This is a genomic window from Azospirillum sp. FG154, from assembly GCF_057809575.1.
Map to the genome: position 1 here is coordinate 1 of NZ_JBMDKF010000002.1, position 16,585 is coordinate 16,585.

Genomic DNA, 16,585 nt, shown 5'->3' on the forward strand with positions numbered 1-16,585 from the left:
AGGGCGGCGACGCCTGAAGCTAAGCCTTACTAATCGCTCGAGCGGCTTGATCTCATCCGAGCGCCATGCACAGCGGTAAATCGCTCATGGTCGCACATGAGACGCATCCAACGTCAACTGACACGTCACGAAAACTCGACTTTACAACGATCCAAACGGAACGGGCGCTCTCATTGTTTTGAGAGCGCCCGTTCCGTTTTTGCCGCCCAGCCTTCTGTCATGGGTGGGAATTGGCTTGCTGCGGCGCGCTGTTCAGCCCATATAGAAGGCCCCGGCCAAAAAGCGCGTTTTCTGCGCGGCGTTGTCATGCGCGACGCTGTCCACCGGGGGTTGCACGAAAAGACAAGCGACGATGACTGACGAGACCTCCGCCCCCAAATCCGGGGCCACCCCCGGGACTGCCGACGAATATGACCGTCGGGACGCCCTGCGCGCCATCGCCGCCGTTGTGCGTGGCGATGGCATTGAGGTGGACGCCGACAGCACGCCGGCTCGTTGGTCTCTCTCGCTCACCCACACTGTGGCGATTCCCGGCGCTGACCGGACTTTGAAGCTGCGCTTCCGCATCGCGCTCGGTCCCTTGCCGGAGATCGAAGCCGAGTTGTGGGGGATGTTGACCGCTGAAGAGGGCTTTGGCCGACCGCAGGCCAAGACCTTGGGCAAGCGCGTCAAAGCCGCCTGTCTGTCGTCGTCCGCCATCGAAAAGGCCAAGGGCCGGGTGGACGCTTGGTTCGCCTCGATGGCCCAGCGCGCGGCGGGCTTTGGCGACGCGTGGCGGCCCAAGGGCTTTGCTGAAGAGCTGGGACGGGTGATTGGTTTTGGCGGGCGCATTCCCCGTTTGCAAACCCTGCTGGACGCTTTGGAAGAGGCGTTTTCCAGCGCCATCGCGCGGGCTGGTTTGAAGGTTCGCCGTGAGCGGTTGGAAAACGCGTCGGGCATGGGCGTCTATCTCGACAGTTTCACCACGGCGCGCGCGATGATCCGACGCCTCCGCTTGTTCGTCGGCCCGACCAATTCGGGCAAGACGCACGCGGCGATGGATCAACTGGCCCTGGCCGAAAGCGGTTGCTATCTCGCCCCCTTGCGTCTTCTGGCGTTGGAAGGGCAGGAGGCGTTGGAGACGCGGGGGCGACCGTGCAGTCTTGTGACGGGCGAAGAGCGGGATGTGCGGCCCGGCGCCGGTTTCACCTCCTCCACCATTGAAATGGTGAACACGTCGCGGATTTGGGGCGCTTGCGTCATCGACGAGATTCAGATGATTGGCGACCCGGATCGCGGTTGGGCTTGGACCCAGGCGGTGGCGGGCGTGGCGGCTCCGGAAATTTTGATGACGGGCTCCGCCGACGCGATCCCCTATGTCAAGCGGCTGGCCGACGCGATGGGCGAGGAGCTTGAGGTTATCGAGTTCACCCGCAAATCGCCGCTGCGCGTTCAGGAAGAGCGGGTGCCCTTGCCCGACGTCCGTCGGGGCGACGCGGTCATCGCCTTTTCGCGCAAGGACGTCATGGGGCTGCGCCATGATCTTCTGGCGCGCGGCCACACGGTCGCGGTGATTTATGGCGCGCTGTCGCCGGAGGTTCGCCGGGCCGAGGCGCGGCGTTTTCGCGACGGCACGGCGGATGTCCTGGTGGCGACCGACGCCATCGGCATGGGGCTGAATCTGCCGGTCGCGCGCGTCGTGCTGTCCACCACCCGCAAATATGACGGGCGGGAAGAGCGTGAGCTGAATTCGTCGGAAATTCGTCAGATTGGCGGGCGCGCCGGTCGCTTCGGCATGCATGAAGAGGGGCGCGTCGCGGTTTTGGAGGGGGAAAGCATCAACCCGGTGCGCCGCGCCCTGACCACGCCGCCGGTCCCGCCGGAGGATCCCCGTTCGTGGATTTCCCCCAACCTCAGCCATGTCCAGGCCATCGCCATTGAACTGGACACCAACAGCTTGGCCAAGGTGCTGCGCACCGCTGGTCAGGAACTGCTGCGCGCCAACCAGACCTTCCGCATGACTGATCTGGAACAGCGAATCCAGGCGGCGACGGCGGTTGACAAGGCGGCGTTGCCGTTGGAGGTGCGCGACATTTTGGCCCGTTGTCCGATCGACACCCGCGATCAGAACAATTTGCGCCTGCTGGGCGGTTGGGCGATGAATCAAGGGAAGGGCATTGGCAACGGCGCGCCCGACGCGGCGGAGCGGTTCCGCCACCATGTCGGCACTGACGTGGAGTTGGAGAAAGCCGAGCGGGCGGTGAAGGAACTGACCGCTTACGCTTGGCTCGCTTACCGATTCCCCGACGCTTATCCTGAAATGGATCTGTGCCAGGAGCGCCGGGCGCATTTGAACGCTTTCATCGAGCGGACGCTGGCGGAACGGTCGTTGGCGCGGGCTTGCCCGGTGTGTGGCGCGCGTTTGAAAGCCAATCATCGCTTCCGGGTTTGCGACGCTTGTTATGGCAGCCGTCTGGAAGAACGCCAAGGCGGCGGCAATCGACCTCCTCGTCGTGGCGATGGTCGGAACCCGTCGGCGACGACGGGTGATAAACCGCCTGCTGGCGCGACGCACCCGAATTTCCATCACGCTTTGCCGCGCGGACGTGGAAAAGGGGCTGGAAAGGGATTGGGCACGGGGGCGGCAAGGAAAACAGGTGGCGGTCCGCCGAAGCGCCGGGGGCCATCCGTTCCGTAATTTGGATTCGAGAAGCGTCGGTGTTCGGGCGCTGGACGACGTTTCTTGAACCAGCCATGCGTCAACGCGAAATGGGCGGCGTCACCCTGCAAAACGTGCCCGCCCACATCAGCATCGTCGCCTTGTCGGCAAAATGCCCAGAGTTGAACCCGGTCGAGAACGTCTGGCAGTTCATGCGCGACAACAGGCTGTCGAACCGCACTTCACCTTCTACGACACCATCGTCGGCCATTGCTGCGAAGCCTGGAACAAGCTCGTCGATCAGCTTTGGCGCATCATGACCATCGGGCGACGTTCGTGGGCATGGGGCCGTGGGCGTGGCGGTTCTGAGCAATGCAGGTTGGCCTGAGGGCGGAAACCTTCATGGTGACGCGCCGAATCGGGATAGGGTCAAGCTGTTTTTGAGGCTTTGGGATTCTGGAGGATCGCCTGCGGATTGATGACGCGATGGATTGTCGCAGAGGGCGGGTGGCCACCACTGTCGGATTTTTCGCACCGCCCGGATAGGGCTTTGTCAAAGCGGAGACATTGCTTTTGAAGAATGGCTTCCGGTTTCCAGGATTATGTCCACCGACATTTATTATGTCAGGAGCGAAACAGCGGCGACACACGCGCACAACAATTGAGCGGTAGCTTTGTTCAAGCTGGAAACAACAATCAATACAGGCGTGTGAGCCGGAAGGGAGCTGCATGACCGTTCACGCAAACGATCTTGACTGTGTCCGTTCGGCGGGGCGCCCCCTGTGGATGACGGACGTCGTGTCGCGATGCGCCGTTCGCCGTTAGGCCGATTGTCTCCATCGATACCACACAACCTTGCGTTCCGAGGCCGCGATGCTGCATCATCATGACTTCCTCTCCAGAACCGTCTCCACCGACCGCGAGATCACACTGGAGGCGCTGCGTGTGTTCACTTATCTGAGTCGGAGGCTCCATTTCGACCGTCCCATTCCGGTGCTTCAGTCTGAATTGGCTGACGCTCTGGGCATGCAGAGGCCCAATGTGAACCGGGCCATCAAGCTGCTGGAAACCAAGCAGATCCTTCTGCGGGAATCCAAATTGGGACGCGCGATCACGTTCCGGCTCAACCCGGGACTGGAGGGCGGCCGCGCGTGAGACTGTGCCAGGGATGGAATGATCGTCGAGACCCGAGAGCTGTTCTTCACCAATTCCGCCCTGCTCAAAGCGGTCGCGTGGTACCAAAAAGTGCCTCATCAGACGGATCTCCCGCTTGGGGTCGTCACCATGGTGACGCCTAAGGCGGGAGGCGGGTTGTCCATCCTTATTCAGCAAAGCGGGGCGTCCAAGGCCAGGGAGGTTGTCTTTCTGGCCAGCAAGACGCTTGGCTTGCTTCTGTTGTTTTGCCGTCGCCAGAAGATTCCGATCCCGCGCGACGCCTCGAAGGACATGGAGGCTGGTGACGACGGCATATCGCTGATTGTTCGCAGCGAAACCATGACGTCGGGGCCATCGCATTGATTTGGTTGCATCATCCATAGAGTGACGACGGAAATTACGAACATTAACCGTTTCTGAAGCACATCGGCGCCACTCTCGATCCCGATGGGAGAGCGCCGCCGATGTCACAGAACCGTACACTCAATCGCCTTGACCAGACGCAACTCGACATCGCTGTCCGGCGTCACGAGATGTTTCGCAACGCTCGAATTGGCGGCGCGCGGGCCAACCTGTCTTTTTGCGATCTGTCGGGCCTGGATCTGTCCGGACGGGATCTGGCGCACGCGGATTTTGTCGGGGCCAGCCTGCGCGGGGCCAATTTGACCGGGGCCAAGCTGGATTGCGCGTCGCTGTTTGCCGCCGATTTGCGGCAGGCCAATCTGGAGCGGGCGAGCCTGGTTAAAACCGATTTGCGGGGAGCTTGCCTACGCGGCGCCGTGCTGATCGGGGCGAACTTGTTTGAAGCCGACCTGCGCGATGGATCCCTGGCGGAAAAGGACCGTTCCGGTCATTTGCGGATGGTTCACATTGAAGCCATGCCCGCCGAAGCGTCGGGCGCGGACCTGTCCGGGGCCAATTTGACCAACGCGCGCCTGTCCGGGGCCATGGCCATCCACACTGATTTCACAGACGCGGTGATGCGTGGCTGCAAGCTGGTCCGGGCGACGATGCGCGGGGCCAATTTCAGCGGCTCCAACCTGGAAGGGGCCGATCTGTCGGGAGCGGATTTGCGCGGGGCCTGTTTGCGCGGGGCCGTGCTGACCGGCGCCACCATGACGATGACCGAACTGACCGACGCCGATATGGGCGACGCGCTCACTGACAAGCCGGTTGGTCGGGTGATCGCCGAATTGGGCCGGAGTTTGGACGATCTGCTGGCCGATCACATCGCCTGGGTCGGGTCTGGGGGGGCGCGAGGGGCGGCTCTGGACCTGTCGGGGTTTGACCTGCGGCATGCGCCATCCCTCGCTCACACCTGTCTGACCATGCTGCGGGCGTCGGGCGCGACGCTGTACGGGTTGGATCTGACGGGGGTTCAGTTGCAGGCGGCGGTTCTGGACGGCGCGGACATGCGCGGTTGCAACATGACCGAGGGGGATTTGCGCGGCGTTAATCTGCGCAACGCCAAGCTCAACAACGCCAATCTGCGGCGGATCAACTTGCGCCCCTTGGTGTTTGACGAGCATCGGTCAAAGCCGGCGGATTTGTCGGGGGCGAAGCTGCGCTACGCCGATTTCGGTGAAGGCAGCCTGCGCGGGGCCAATTTGTCCGGCGCGGATTTGTCCTTTGCCAACCTGATTGGTTGCGATCTGACCAAGGCCGATCTCAGCTCCGCCAAATTGTTTGGGGCGAAGTTGGAACGCCGGGCGTTGGCGGAGGGCGTCATCATCGACGGCGTGGCTGGATTGAAGCTGTAGACCGTCGTCACCGCCAATCCAGCCATTCCCCTCAGTCTTTCACGCCGCTGACTTTTCCAGCTTTTTGGTCAAGCGTCGCAATTCCAACGACGCGCGGTCGGCGATGCGCTGGGCGTTGACCAGCGTTTCTGACAGATCGCCAACGTTCGGGGCGATGTCTCCGGCGGCGTTCGACATGGCGTCGAGTTCGCTTGCCGCTTTTTCGATAAGGCCGATCACCAAGCCCTGCGGACCGGCGGCGCTGTCAAATCCCGTCATGGCCATCACCCACAATAAAAGTAAGGATATGCCAGCATGTCGTCATCCATGTTGCGGCGCAACCGTTTTTCCGGGCGCGGACCAACGGAAAAACGCGGTGGAACGTCAGGAAAAGCTGTGGCGGATCAAGCGTTAGGCCCTTGTTTCGTCATGGCGCCGGGCGTAACACAGGATGACGTTTTCTGACTGGCAATGGCCAAGGTGCAGCATGTCGAACATGGCCGAGGCGCAATGCGCCACGCTCCTGGAATATTTGGCCGACACGCAGTTCGACGCCGACAAGATCAACCGGCTGGCGGCCCTGTGCGACGCGATCCGGCGCGATGTGGACGTGTCCGACCGTTTGGCCTTGGCGGATCGCCTGCGGCGTGATGGCTCCACCGCCGACACCATTCGTTTGCACTCGGTCTTGTTCCAGTTGACGGGCGACCTTTATCACTGCGAGCGTATTCTCCATTACCTGCTGTTGGGCGGTGACAGCGTCGATCCGGCGCTGATGCATTACAGCTATTGGTGCCTGTCGCGGCAGTTGTTTTTGGGGATGGCGGTTGGCGGAAAATCAACCAGCTTCGTGTGCTGCGACCTTTACCGTTTTTATGAAGCGATGGTTCGGCTGATTGCGCGTCGCTGGTCGCTGACGCCGCCGCGCGCGGTTCCGAAAACCGGGCCGATTCGTCGGGTGGCGGTGGTCACGAATCAATTCACCAACGACCGCCATCAGCCAACGCGGGATTGCTTCGATTTCGCCTGTCGTTTGCAGGATGATTTTGGTCTGGACGTCGCCATCATCAACACGAACACATTGCCGACGCGGGTGGAAAATCTGTTCATCCCGCCGATGGTGGCCGAGTTGGTGGAGGATTACGAGGGTGTCTTCGCCATAAGAATGCTGGGGCGACAGGTCAAACTGGCCTCTTTCACAGGGCGAGCTTTCTGTCAGGAAAAATTGACCACCATTGTCGAGGCCATTGACGGTTATGATCCCGATCTGATCGTGTCCTTTGGCGGCTCCAACATCGCTGCCGATGTGTTTGCCGAGGCCAATTCCCGCCCGGTTGTGTGCATTCCGACGACGTCGGGTCTGACCATCTCGCTCGCTCATATCCTTCTGGGCTTTGACGAGCATGATTACACCGCCGGGATTCCCGAACTCTACCGCGCGCCCTTCGCGCGCCGTTTCCGGCCCTTCACCTTCGGCTACACGCTGCCGCCGACCATGGGGGACATGGGCGATCCGGGATTCGGCTCCGCGCCCTTCGTCTTCGTCGTGGTCGGCACCCGGCTGGACAATGAGGTCACGCCGGAGTTTCTGGCGCTGGTCGATGACATTCTTGATCGCTGCCCCGGCGCTCTGGTCGCCTTTGCCGGTGGCGTGACGGCGCTGCCGGGCCGCTTGGCGGATCTGCGCAACGCCGACCGGACGCGCGTCTTGGGGCATGTGAACGACATCCGGGCGCTCTACCGGCTGTGCCACGTCTTTCTCAACCCGGCGCGGCAGGGCGGCGGCGGCGGGGCGGCCTATGCCTTGGCGGAAGGAACGCCGGTCGTCACCTATGGCTGGGGCGACGCGGCGAGCGTCGTCGGCCCGCGCTTTTGCGTGACCGAGCGAGAGGCTTATGTGGCGCGCGCCGCCGCTTTGTTTGCCGACAAGGACGAACGGGCCGCCGCGTCCGCCGCCGCGCGCGCCCGCTTCGCCGAGGTTGGCGACCGCCGCCGGTGCGTCGAACGGTTGCTCGCCTATGGCGAGGAGGCGCGTGGCATGCTCGCGACGACGGCGGGGTAATTAATCTTCCTTCATCACTTCCATGCGACGATTTTCCGGTCGATCCGCTGGATCGATCATATTTTGCGAGAGCTGACGTTCCTGATGCCTGAACTGACCGTCCCGTTCATCATTGACGGCCGCCCAATCGGTCCGGATCATCCGCCCTATGTGATCGCGGAGATGTCGGGAAACCACAATGGCGACCTCAACCGAGCCTTGGCCCTGATCGACGCCGCCAAGGCGTCGGGCGCCGACGCGGTCAAGCTTCAGACCTACACCGCCGACACCATCACCATCGACCATGATGGACCGGGGTTTCGGTTGGATGGCGGGCTGTGGGCCGGGCGCACGCTGCATGACCTGTACCGCGAGGCGCACACCCCGTGGGAGTGGCATGAGCCGCTCTTCGCCCGCGCCAAATCCCTGGGGCTGACCATCTTCAGTTCGCCCTTTGACGAAACGGCGATTGAGTTGCTGGAACGGTTGGACGCTCCAGCCTTCAAAATCGCGTCGTTCGAGGTGATTGATCTGCCGCTGATCCGCCGCGCCGCACGGTCGGGCAAGCCGCTGATTGTGTCCACAGGGCTGGCCACTCTGGGCGAGATCGCCGAGGCGGTGGAGGCGGTCGGAACGACGCCGCTGGCGTTGCTGCATTGCGTCAGCGGCTATCCGACTCCGCCGGAAGACTGCAATTTGCGGACGATTCCCCATCTGGGCGCGACCTTCCCCGGCGTGACCGCCGGATTGTCCGATCACAGCCAGGGCGTCGCGGTGGCGGTCGCGGCGGTGGCGATGGGCGCCACCATCATTGAAAAGCATTTCACCCTGTCGCGCGCCGATGGCGGGGTTGACAGCGCCTTTTCCCTGGAACCCGCCGAATTCAAGGCGATGGCCGACGCGGCGCGCGTGGCCCACGCCGCCATGGGCCGCGTCGAGTATGGCCTGAAGCCAAGCGAGGTTGGCGGGCGTGATTTCCGCCGTTCGCTCTACATCGTCGCCGACGTCGCGGCGGGGGAGAGTCTGACCCCGGCGCATGTCCGCTCAATCCGCCCTGGTTTTGGCATGGCGCCCAAGCATCTGCCCGACGTGTTGGGGCGGCGGGCGGCGCGCGCGCTGACGCGGGGGACGCCGCTGCGCTGGGACATGCTGGCCCCGCCGGAGGGATCGGCATGACCGCCCCCTGTCGGCCCCGCGTCGTCGCCATTTCCCAGGCGCGCATGACCTCGACCCGCTTGCCGGGCAAGGTGCTGCTGGAGGCCGCCGGGAAGCCGCTGCTTGCCCATCATCTGGAGCGTCTGGCCCGCAGCCCCGGCCTGGACGCTGTGGTTCTGGCGACCACGGTCAACGCCGCCGATGATCCCGTCGCCGCCGTTGCGGAGGCCATGGGGATTCCGGTGTTTCGTGGAGACGAGTTGGATGTGCTGGGCCGTTTCGCCGGAGCCGCCGCGATGGCGAAGGCTGACGTTGTGGTGCGCGTCACCTCGGATTGCCCATTGATCGACCCGGATCTGGTGGGCGCCTTGATCGCCGCCTTCCTGGCGGACCAGCAACCGCCGCTCGACTATCTGTCCATCGACAGCGCGCGTTACCCGCGTGGTCTGGACGCCGAAATTTTCCCAAGAAAGGCCCTGGACGACGCGGCGGCGAACGCGCGCGAGTCGTGGGAACGGGAGCATGTCACCCCCTTCATCCACCAGCATCCGGAGCGCTTTCGGTTGGGCGCGCCGCTTGGCCCCGATGGCCCGGCGATTGAGCAGCGCTGGTGCGTGGACGAAGCGGCGGATTTTGAGTTGGTCCGCCGCTTGCTCGAAGCGTTGCTTCCGGCGACGCCGCTGTTTGGTTGGCGGGATTGTTGCCGCGTCCTCAACGATCACCCGGATTGGGTGGACATCAACCGCATGATCCGGCAAAAGACGCTGCATTGAGCGGCGTCGCAAGACACAGGAGATCAATCATGGATCGCAAAGACTTCCTCCTTGCTCTCGATGAGACGCTGGAGCTGGATCCCGGCACGCTGACCGGCGACGAAACGCTGGAATCGCTGGAAAGCTGGGATTCCCTGGCCGTTATCAGCTTCATCGCCCTGGTGGATGAGACGATGGGCGTGGTGGTTGAGGGCGAGAAGCTGGCCCAGGCCAAAACCGTGGCCGATTTGCTGGCCTTGGCTGGTGTGGCGGTTGCGGCCTGAGGCTGTCGTGCCGCGCCCGGTTTCCGTCGGGGGCCGTCTGCGGGGGGGCGTGGCGTCTCTGGCGACCGGCCCCGCCAGTTACCTGTCCATTGGTTCGGGGGGCGTTCCGGTCCTTCTGCTCCATGGTTTTGCGGGGGACCGGCTGAGCTGGCAGTTCAATCTGTCGGCTCTGGCGGCGAATCGTCGCGCCATCGCGGTCGATTTTCCAGGGCATGGCGCCTCGACGTTGGACGTTGGCGGCGGTCATGTTCGGGATTTCGCGCCTTGGTTGCGGGATGTGCTTGATGCGCTGGAGATTCCCAAGGCGCATCTGGTCGGCCATTCCATGGGCGGCTATGTTGGGTGCGAACTGGCGCGGTTGATTCCTGAACGGGTCGCCAGCTTAACCCTGATCGCCAGCGCGGGGTTGGGAACGCCGTTCGATCTTAACTTTCTGCGCCATGTGACGGCGTTGCGCGACGTCGCCGACGGCGTCGCCTGCGCCGCGCGGCTGTTCGCGTCGTCGTCCCCCTTGATACCGCGCATTGGCGAGGTTTTGCACGCCCAATGCGGCGATCCTCAACGTCAGCGGGCGTTGCAAACCATCATTGAGACCTCCTTCGCGCCGCACGCGGGCGGTGGTCCGCCGGTGGATTGGTCGGGGATCACGGCGCCGGTTCAGGCGCTGTGGGGCCGTGAGGATCGCATCATTCCAGCCCCTGGTCCCGACCGTTTGCCAGAGGGCGCGCCCTTTCACATCTTTGACAACGTCGGGCATGTGCCGCACACAGAGGCCGCTGGCCCCGTGACGGCGGCGATCCGGAATTTTCTGACGACCTGCGACGAAGCGGCGGACGCTTTGTCCAACCCTTGTGTGAAGCGACCATGACCGACACCCAGCCCATGCTTGCCGTCATCGCCGAAGAGTTGGCGCGGATCGTCGCCGACAAGGGGGAAACACTGCCGCCGTTGACTCCGGACAGCGTGTTTCTGGGTGGCGAACTGCCCATTGATTCGCTGGATCTGGCGACCTTGCTGGTGGTGCTGGAACAGCGCGCCGGGCAGGATCCGTTTCGCGCCGGTTTGCGCCAGTTCACCACGGTTGGCGAGTTGGCGGCGCTCTACGACATGGCCGTCTGATGCTGGACCGTCCGTCCTGGCTGCATCCAGCCTTTCGCTTGATCGAAGGGGGAGAGGGGGCGGGCTGGTCGGAGTTTCGATGGCCAGATTTGGCGGTCTTGCCACCAATTCCCGGGGGCGTCGTCCGGGCCGACCGGGCGTCTCGGGTGCTGGCCGCTTTGGCGGCGGCGGAGCGGGCGGGGGTTGGCCTGCTGCTGTCTCGACGCGCCGACGCGCCAAGGGACTGGAACGCGCCGCCGGGCTTCTCGGTGACGTTGGAAACCTCGGGCACCACGGGCGAACCGAAGCGGGTTCGCCATGTTTTCAACCGTTTGCGCGGGCGGCTGCGCGGCGAGCCGGACGAGTCCGCACGCTGGTTGTTGGCTTATGAGGCGGGAGCCTTCGCCGGTCTTCAGGTGATTCTGACCGCCGCGCTCACGGGGGCCGCCCTGGTGTCGGCGCCGGGCGGCGGCGTGGCCGATCTGGTCCAAGCGGCGCGGCGCCACGCCGTGACTCATGTCAGCGGAACGCCCAGCTTCTGGCGGGCGTTTCTGATGGCGCTTGGTTCGGACGCCTTGCCCCTGACCTCGATCACGTTGGGCGGGGAGGCGGTGGATCAACCCTTGCTTGATCGGCTCGTCGCCCAGTTCCCAAAGGCGCGATTGCGGCATATTTACGCCTCCACCGAAGCGGGCGCCCTGTTCGCCGTGGCGGACAAGCGGGCCGGTTTTCCCGTCGATTGGATCGAACAGGGGGTTGACGGGGTCGCTCTGCGCCTGCGCGATGGGGTGCTGGAGGTTCGCAGCCCTCGGGCGATGCTGGAAGGGGGCGGCGCTGTTGGCGATGGCTGGCTGACCACCGGGGATTTGGTGGAACAGCGGGGCGACCGCATGGAGTTTGTCGGACGTCTGGATGGGCTGGTCAATGTCGGCGGCGTCAAGGTGTCGCCGGAGGCGGTGGAGCTGCGCTTGCTGACCGCGCCGGGGGTGGCCGACGCCCTGGTGACGGCGCGGGCGAACCCGATCACCGGCTTTTTGCTGACCGCCCTGGTGGTCCCGGCCCCCAACAGCGATGAAGCGGAACTGCGCGCCGCCATTCGCCGTGTGACGGCTGATCTGGTTCCAGCCGCCCGTCCGCGTGTGATAACCCTGACGGACCGGATCCCGTTGGGCGCCACTGGCAAGAAGGGCCGCAAGGTAGCGTCATGACCGAAGAAACGCCTTCCGAAACCATCAAACGCCACGTCATCGTCACCGGCGGCAGCCGTGGCCTTGGGCTGGGGCTGGTGGAGGCTTTGCTGGCCGACGGCTATCGGGTGTCGACGTGCAGTCGGACGCCGACGGCGGCGCTGGAGCGGCTGTCTGGACCGGATCTGTTTTGGCAGGCTTGCCAGATCGGCGACGCCGACGCGGTGAACGCGTTTGTCAAGGCGGCGGTCGCTTGGGCGGGCGCCGCGCCGCTCTGGGGGCTGGTGAACAACGCGGGGATTGCGCGGGAAGGGATTCTGGCGACCTTCCCGGATGTGGACAGCGCCGAGGTCATTCAAACGAATCTGACCGGAGCGATCCAGGCCGCCCGCGCTTTTCTCCGCGCCAAACTGACTCAGCGCGGGGCCGGACGCGAAGCGGGACGGATCGTCAACATCTCCTCGATCATCGGTCAGCGCGGCTATGTTGGCTTGGCCGCCTATTCCGCGTCCAAAGCCGGTCTGGACGGGCTGACGCGGGCCTTGGCGCGCGAGGTTGGCCGACGCGGCGTCACCGTCAATTCGGTGGCCCCCGGTTATCTCACCACGGAGATGTCTGGAACCTTGTCCGTCGGGCAACGCGACCAGATCATCCGACGGACGCCGCTGGGGCGTTTGGGCGATGTCGCCGACGTCGTGCCGGTGGTCCGCTTTTTGTTGGGGGACGAGGGGGCTTACATCACCGGCCAAACGATCACGGTGGATGGCGGCATCACCTGCTGACGCGGGCGGCGTCGGATGGCAACCGGGTTGACGCTAAGGAGTGGGGCTATGGTCGCCAGCGTTGTGGACGGTGTGGCGGTGCGGGGCGTGGTCGGCTGCATTCCTGAGGGCCGGGACACGCAAGCCGACCTGATCGCGCGGTTTGGCGAGGAGGCCGCCGTCAAAATCGCCAAGGCCACCGGCATCGAGTCCCGCCATCGGGTGGCCCCCGATCAATGCGCCAGCGATTTGGGCGAACACGCCGCGCAACGCCTGCTCAACGGGATGGGATGGGATGCGGCGTCGGTCGATCTTCTGGTCTTCGTCACTCAGACTCCCGATTTCGCGCTTCCCGGCAACGGAGCCTTGTTGCACCAGCGTCTTGGTTTGCGCAAGTCCGTGCCGGTTCTGGATCTGACGCAGGGCTGTTCGGGGTTCGTCTATGGCTTGTGGACCGCTTCGGTCATGTTGAAATCCTTGGGGCGGCGAGCGCTGCTGATCGTCGGCGACACGACGTCCCGATTCATTGACCCGATGGATCGCGCGGTGGCGCCGCTGTTCGGCGACGCGGCGGCGGCGATCGCGTTGGAATGTTCGCCAGACGCCGGGCCGATGGCGTTCGATCTGGGCAGCGATGGGGCAGGCGCGCCGTATCTGACCGTGGAAGGCGGAGCGATGCGTCGGCCTTCCCTCCCTCCGCGCCTGTTCATGGACGGCACCCAGGTCTTCGCCTTCACTCTGCGGGAGGTTCCGGGCAGCGTCCGCGCCGCGTTGAACGGCGCCGGGTGGGGCGTTGGCGACATTGACCATCTTGTGCTTCATCAGGCCAACGCCCAGATGATTCATCATCTGGCGTTGAAATTGGGCGTGACGCCGGATCAGACGGTGGTGGCCTTGGCCGAGGTCGGCAACACCAGTTCGGCGTCCATTCCTCTGGCGTTGTGTCTTGCGCTTCCCAACCTGTTGACCACGCGATCACGACGGCTGTTGCTGTCGGGTTTTGGCGTTGGTTGGTCGTGGGGCAGCGTCGCGCTGACCATCGGGCCGCTCGCCTTGTGTGAAACGTTGGTCCTGCCCGGCAAAAGCAACCCGGCAGAAACTGCCGCCTCGGCAACGGATGCCGAGTGATCGGCAGTTTCTGCCCAGCGCTCGGCAAAATTTGCCCAGCGCTTTTTGCCGAGTGGTCGAAAATACCCAGCAAACCCGGCAATTTTGACATGGCCCGCTTTTTGCCTAGCTAGAGGCCGGGGGAATTAGTCCCCCTCTGTCCAGCCGCCCTTTGCCCGGGTTTGGACGGATGATGATCCTCCAAAGGAGTGACCACTATGGCAAACGAAGTCGCCCTGACCTCCTCCATGCGCACCAATCTGCTGCAATTGCAGAACGTGCAGGACCAGGTCGCCAAGAAGCAAAACATTCTCTCCACCGGCAACAAGGTCAACACCGCCCTTGACGGCCCGACCGCCTTCTTCGCGGCCAAGGGCTTGACCCAGCGCGCCGGCGACTTGTCGTCGCTGAAGAGCGCGATGGGCCAGTCGATCAGCACCATTCAGGCCGCCGACAAGGGCTTGACCTCGATCGACACCATGATCGATCAGGCCAAGGGTCTGACCACCGCCGCCTACGCCGCGCTGGGCACCGACGCCGCGTCGGTCGCCACCCGCAAGGCGCTGGCCTCTCAGTTCAACGCGCTGCGCACCCAGATTGACAAGCTGGCGGGCGACAGCGGCTACGCCGGCAAGAATTTGATCGGCGGCAACGGCCTGCGGATGGACAGCACCAGCACCTCGCGCGCCGCTGTCAACACAATCGTCGGTCTTGAAAACGCCCGCGTCACCAACGTGGTGTCGGCGGACACCTACTCGATCCGCGTCAAGGGCACCGGCGCTATTTCGGGCCAGACCGGCGACATCGGCAGCGCCGAATCCGCTCACGGCCTGACCGGCCTGAAGCTGTCGGGCAAACTGTCCACCAGCGCGGGCAGCTTCTCGGACGTTCAGGTCGAGGTGCGCGGCGCTACGGGTCGTGAACGCTCCTTCATCGTTTCGGACGGCAAGGAAAGCCGCACGATCACCTACTTCGACAACAACCAGACCATCGACACCAAGCTGACCCAGGCGGCGACCTCCACCACCGCCCAGGCTTCGCAGGTGACGATCGGCGGCACCATTGAAGCGGGCGACGTGTTCTCGGTCACGGTCGAAGGGCAGACCTTCAGCTACACCGCGACCTCGTCGGACGTCGCCATCGGTCAGACATCCAAGGCCAACGTGGCCTCGCAGCTCCAGGCGTCGATCAACAGCGCGCTGGCGTCTGGCGGGCGTCTGGCGGGCAAGGATCTGGCGTCCACCTCCGTCGGCACCCAGGGCACCATCACCCTGACCGGCGCGACCACGACGGGCGTCGCCCGTGAAGTGACGCTGGCCGCCACCACGACCAACGCGCTGACCAAGCACATCTCGGAAAGCTTCGCGTCGGGCACCGTGGTCTCCTTCACCGTGGACCGCACCCTGCTGGAGGCCGCCAACAATTCGGGCAACGGCGTTTCCACCATCGAGAAGAAGGTGGACCTCCAGGTTTCCGTCACCAATCTGAACGGCGCGCAGGTCACGCGCGACGGCCAGAGCAACCGTGGCGAAGGCAAGCTGGCCGACGGCGAACAGTCCTTCGCTTTCGACAGCGGCACCGTTCGCGTCAAGCTGGATCAAAACACCATCCAGCAGGCGGCGACCGCCAACTGCGCGGCGAACATCATCACCAAGCAGGTGACGGACGCCAACACGTCGAACGATCTGTCGGTGCAGTTGAACGAGAACAACACCAACTCGATCAGCGTGTCGGCGGTCAATCTGACCAGCAGCGGTCAGGGTCTGAAGCTGGACGAAGCCCAGAACGACTGGACCGACCGTGCGGACATCGACAAGGCGGTTGCCGGCATCGACAACGCCAAGGCGACCATCCGGTCGGCGTCTCAGAACCTGTCCACCAACCTGAACATCATCACGACCCGCGAAAACTTCACCAAGGAGTTCAGCAACGTGTTGACGGAAGGCGCCAGCAAGCTGACGCTGGCCGACCAGAACGAGGAAGGCGCCAACCTGCTGATGCTGCAAACCCGGCAACAGCTTGGCACCATTGCTCTGTCGCTGGCCAACCAGTCGCAGCAGTCGATCCTGCGCCTGTTCTAAGGCGTGGAGTTCGGGTAGGATCACGCCCGGCGGGCGGCGGCTTCAAGCCGCCGCCCGTTTCTTTTCGGTCACGCATGACGGGCGCCCGCCTGTCGCGCCGGACCAAAACGCACCGGGTTCGCTCTCATGCCGCTTAAGTTTGTTCTTCGTCCGAATGAAAAGGTCATCATCAACGGCGCCGTCATTGGCGCTGGGGATCGGCCTGGCTCGTTCTTTCTTTACAACACCGCGAATTTCTTACGTGGTCGGGAGGTTCTGAAAGAGGAGCAAATCGATTGCATCGAAAAAAAATTGTATTTTGTCATTCAGCTTATTTACATTTTTCCGGAAGACGCCGCTCTCAATGTTCAGCGTTTCAACGCGATCATGGAAGAAACGCGCGCCGCGCGACCCGACAGCAAAAAAACCTTGGATGACATTGAAACGCTTGTCGAGGCCCGCAACTACTACCGCGCGCTGAAACTGTGCCGAAAGATGTTCAAGGGCAGCGGTGAACCCTTGGATGATCCAACGTCTGATGGTGGATCATCCAGTGATTCGGAACCGTGACACAAGGCGGGGGAAAAGCAACGGCGTTGCGATTTCCT

General features: G+C 63.7%; 16 protein-coding genes and 1 pseudogene. 16 read left to right on the forward strand and 1 reads right to left on the reverse strand.

Annotated features, from left to right (window positions below):
- Positions 1-352: 352 nt before the first annotated feature.
- The 5 genes and pseudogenes from ACODS4_RS02335 to ACODS4_RS02355 all read left to right on the forward strand — a co-directional run bounded on the left by ACODS4_RS02335 (position 353) and on the right by ACODS4_RS02355 (position 5,553).
- The gene (locus tag ACODS4_RS02335) at positions 353-2,677 is read left to right on the forward strand and encodes a helicase-related protein (RefSeq protein ID WP_488860334.1); all 2,325 of its coding nucleotides are present in this window, start codon (positions 353-355) and stop codon (positions 2,675-2,677) included.
- A 92-nt stretch (positions 2,678-2,769) separates the two neighbouring features.
- A pseudogene (locus ACODS4_RS02340) lies at positions 2,770-3,026 on the forward strand (hypothetical protein); the annotation flags it as partial.
- A gap of 485 nt (positions 3,027-3,511) precedes the next feature.
- Positions 3,512-3,793, forward strand: a complete 282-nt coding sequence (locus tag ACODS4_RS02345) for a MarR family transcriptional regulator (protein ID WP_238475093.1) — start codon at positions 3,512-3,514, stop codon at positions 3,791-3,793.
- Between the two features lie 18 nt (positions 3,794-3,811).
- Complete coding sequence (locus ACODS4_RS02350) at positions 3,812-4,156, forward strand: hypothetical protein (protein WP_119833715.1); 345 nt, start codon at positions 3,812-3,814, stop codon at positions 4,154-4,156.
- 170 nt (positions 4,157-4,326) lie between these two features.
- Positions 4,327-5,553, forward strand: coding sequence for a pentapeptide repeat-containing protein (locus tag ACODS4_RS02355; RefSeq protein ID WP_488860336.1), 1,227 nt, complete (start codon positions 4,327-4,329; stop codon positions 5,551-5,553).
- Positions 5,554-5,592: 39 nt separating this feature from the next.
- On the opposite strand, the gene ACODS4_RS02360 is transcribed toward ACODS4_RS02355, so the two are convergent.
- Positions 5,593-5,811 (reverse strand): hypothetical protein, encoded by a 219-nt coding sequence (locus ACODS4_RS02360; RefSeq protein ID WP_488860338.1) that lies wholly within the window; start codon positions 5,809-5,811, stop codon positions 5,593-5,595.
- A 208-nt stretch (positions 5,812-6,019) separates the two neighbouring features.
- On the opposite strand from ACODS4_RS02360, the gene ACODS4_RS02365 reads away from it, so the two are divergent.
- The 11 genes from ACODS4_RS02365 to ACODS4_RS02415 all read left to right on the forward strand — a co-directional run bounded on the left by ACODS4_RS02365 (position 6,020) and on the right by ACODS4_RS02415 (position 16,547).
- Positions 6,020-7,594 carry a glycosyltransferase gene (locus ACODS4_RS02365; protein WP_488860340.1) on the forward strand — a complete coding sequence of 525 codons (1,575 nt, stop codon included), beginning with the start codon at positions 6,020-6,022 and terminating at the stop codon, positions 7,592-7,594.
- Between the two features lie 84 nt (positions 7,595-7,678).
- The gene (gene pseI, locus ACODS4_RS02370) at positions 7,679-8,749 is read left to right on the forward strand and encodes a pseudaminic acid synthase (RefSeq protein WP_488860342.1); all 1,071 of its coding nucleotides are present in this window, start codon (positions 7,679-7,681) and stop codon (positions 8,747-8,749) included.
- Positions 8,746-9,501 carry a cytidylyltransferase domain-containing protein gene (locus tag ACODS4_RS02375; protein WP_488860344.1) on the forward strand — a complete coding sequence of 252 codons (756 nt, stop codon included), beginning with the start codon at positions 8,746-8,748 and terminating at the stop codon, positions 9,499-9,501. Before pseI ends, ACODS4_RS02375 begins: the two co-directional genes overlap by 4 nt.
- Before the next feature lie 29 nt (positions 9,502-9,530).
- Positions 9,531-9,764 carry a phosphopantetheine-binding protein gene (locus tag ACODS4_RS02380; RefSeq protein WP_488860346.1) on the forward strand — a complete coding sequence of 78 codons (234 nt, stop codon included), beginning with the start codon at positions 9,531-9,533 and terminating at the stop codon, positions 9,762-9,764.
- 7 nt (positions 9,765-9,771) lie between these two features.
- Positions 9,772-10,632, forward strand: coding sequence for an alpha/beta fold hydrolase (locus ACODS4_RS02385; RefSeq protein WP_488860348.1), 861 nt, complete (start codon positions 9,772-9,774; stop codon positions 10,630-10,632).
- The gene (locus tag ACODS4_RS02390) at positions 10,629-10,883 is read left to right on the forward strand and encodes an acyl carrier protein (protein ID WP_488860350.1); all 255 of its coding nucleotides are present in this window, start codon (positions 10,629-10,631) and stop codon (positions 10,881-10,883) included. Before ACODS4_RS02385 ends, ACODS4_RS02390 begins: the two co-directional genes overlap by 4 nt.
- Positions 10,883-12,070: an ANL family adenylate-forming protein gene (locus tag ACODS4_RS02395; RefSeq protein WP_488860352.1), complete on the forward strand. Its 1,188-nt coding sequence runs from the start codon at positions 10,883-10,885 to the stop codon at positions 12,068-12,070. Before ACODS4_RS02390 ends, ACODS4_RS02395 begins: the two co-directional genes overlap by 1 nt.
- Positions 12,067-12,831, forward strand: coding sequence for an SDR family NAD(P)-dependent oxidoreductase (locus ACODS4_RS02400; protein ID WP_488860354.1), 765 nt, complete (start codon positions 12,067-12,069; stop codon positions 12,829-12,831). The genes ACODS4_RS02395 and ACODS4_RS02400 overlap by 4 nt, the downstream gene beginning before the upstream one ends.
- Positions 12,832-12,879: 48 nt before the next feature.
- Entirely contained in the window at positions 12,880-13,938 is a 1,059-nt protein-coding gene (locus ACODS4_RS02405) for a ketoacyl-ACP synthase III (RefSeq protein WP_488860356.1), read from the forward strand.
- Between the two features lie 197 nt (positions 13,939-14,135).
- Positions 14,136-15,998 (forward strand): flagellin N-terminal helical domain-containing protein, encoded by a 1,863-nt coding sequence (locus ACODS4_RS02410; protein ID WP_488860358.1) that lies wholly within the window; start codon positions 14,136-14,138, stop codon positions 15,996-15,998.
- Between the two features lie 126 nt (positions 15,999-16,124).
- On the forward strand, positions 16,125-16,547 hold the full coding sequence (locus ACODS4_RS02415) for a flagellar biosynthesis repressor FlbT (protein ID WP_488860359.1): 423 nt from the start codon (positions 16,125-16,127) through the stop codon (positions 16,545-16,547).
- Positions 16,548-16,585: the final 38 nt, after the last annotated feature.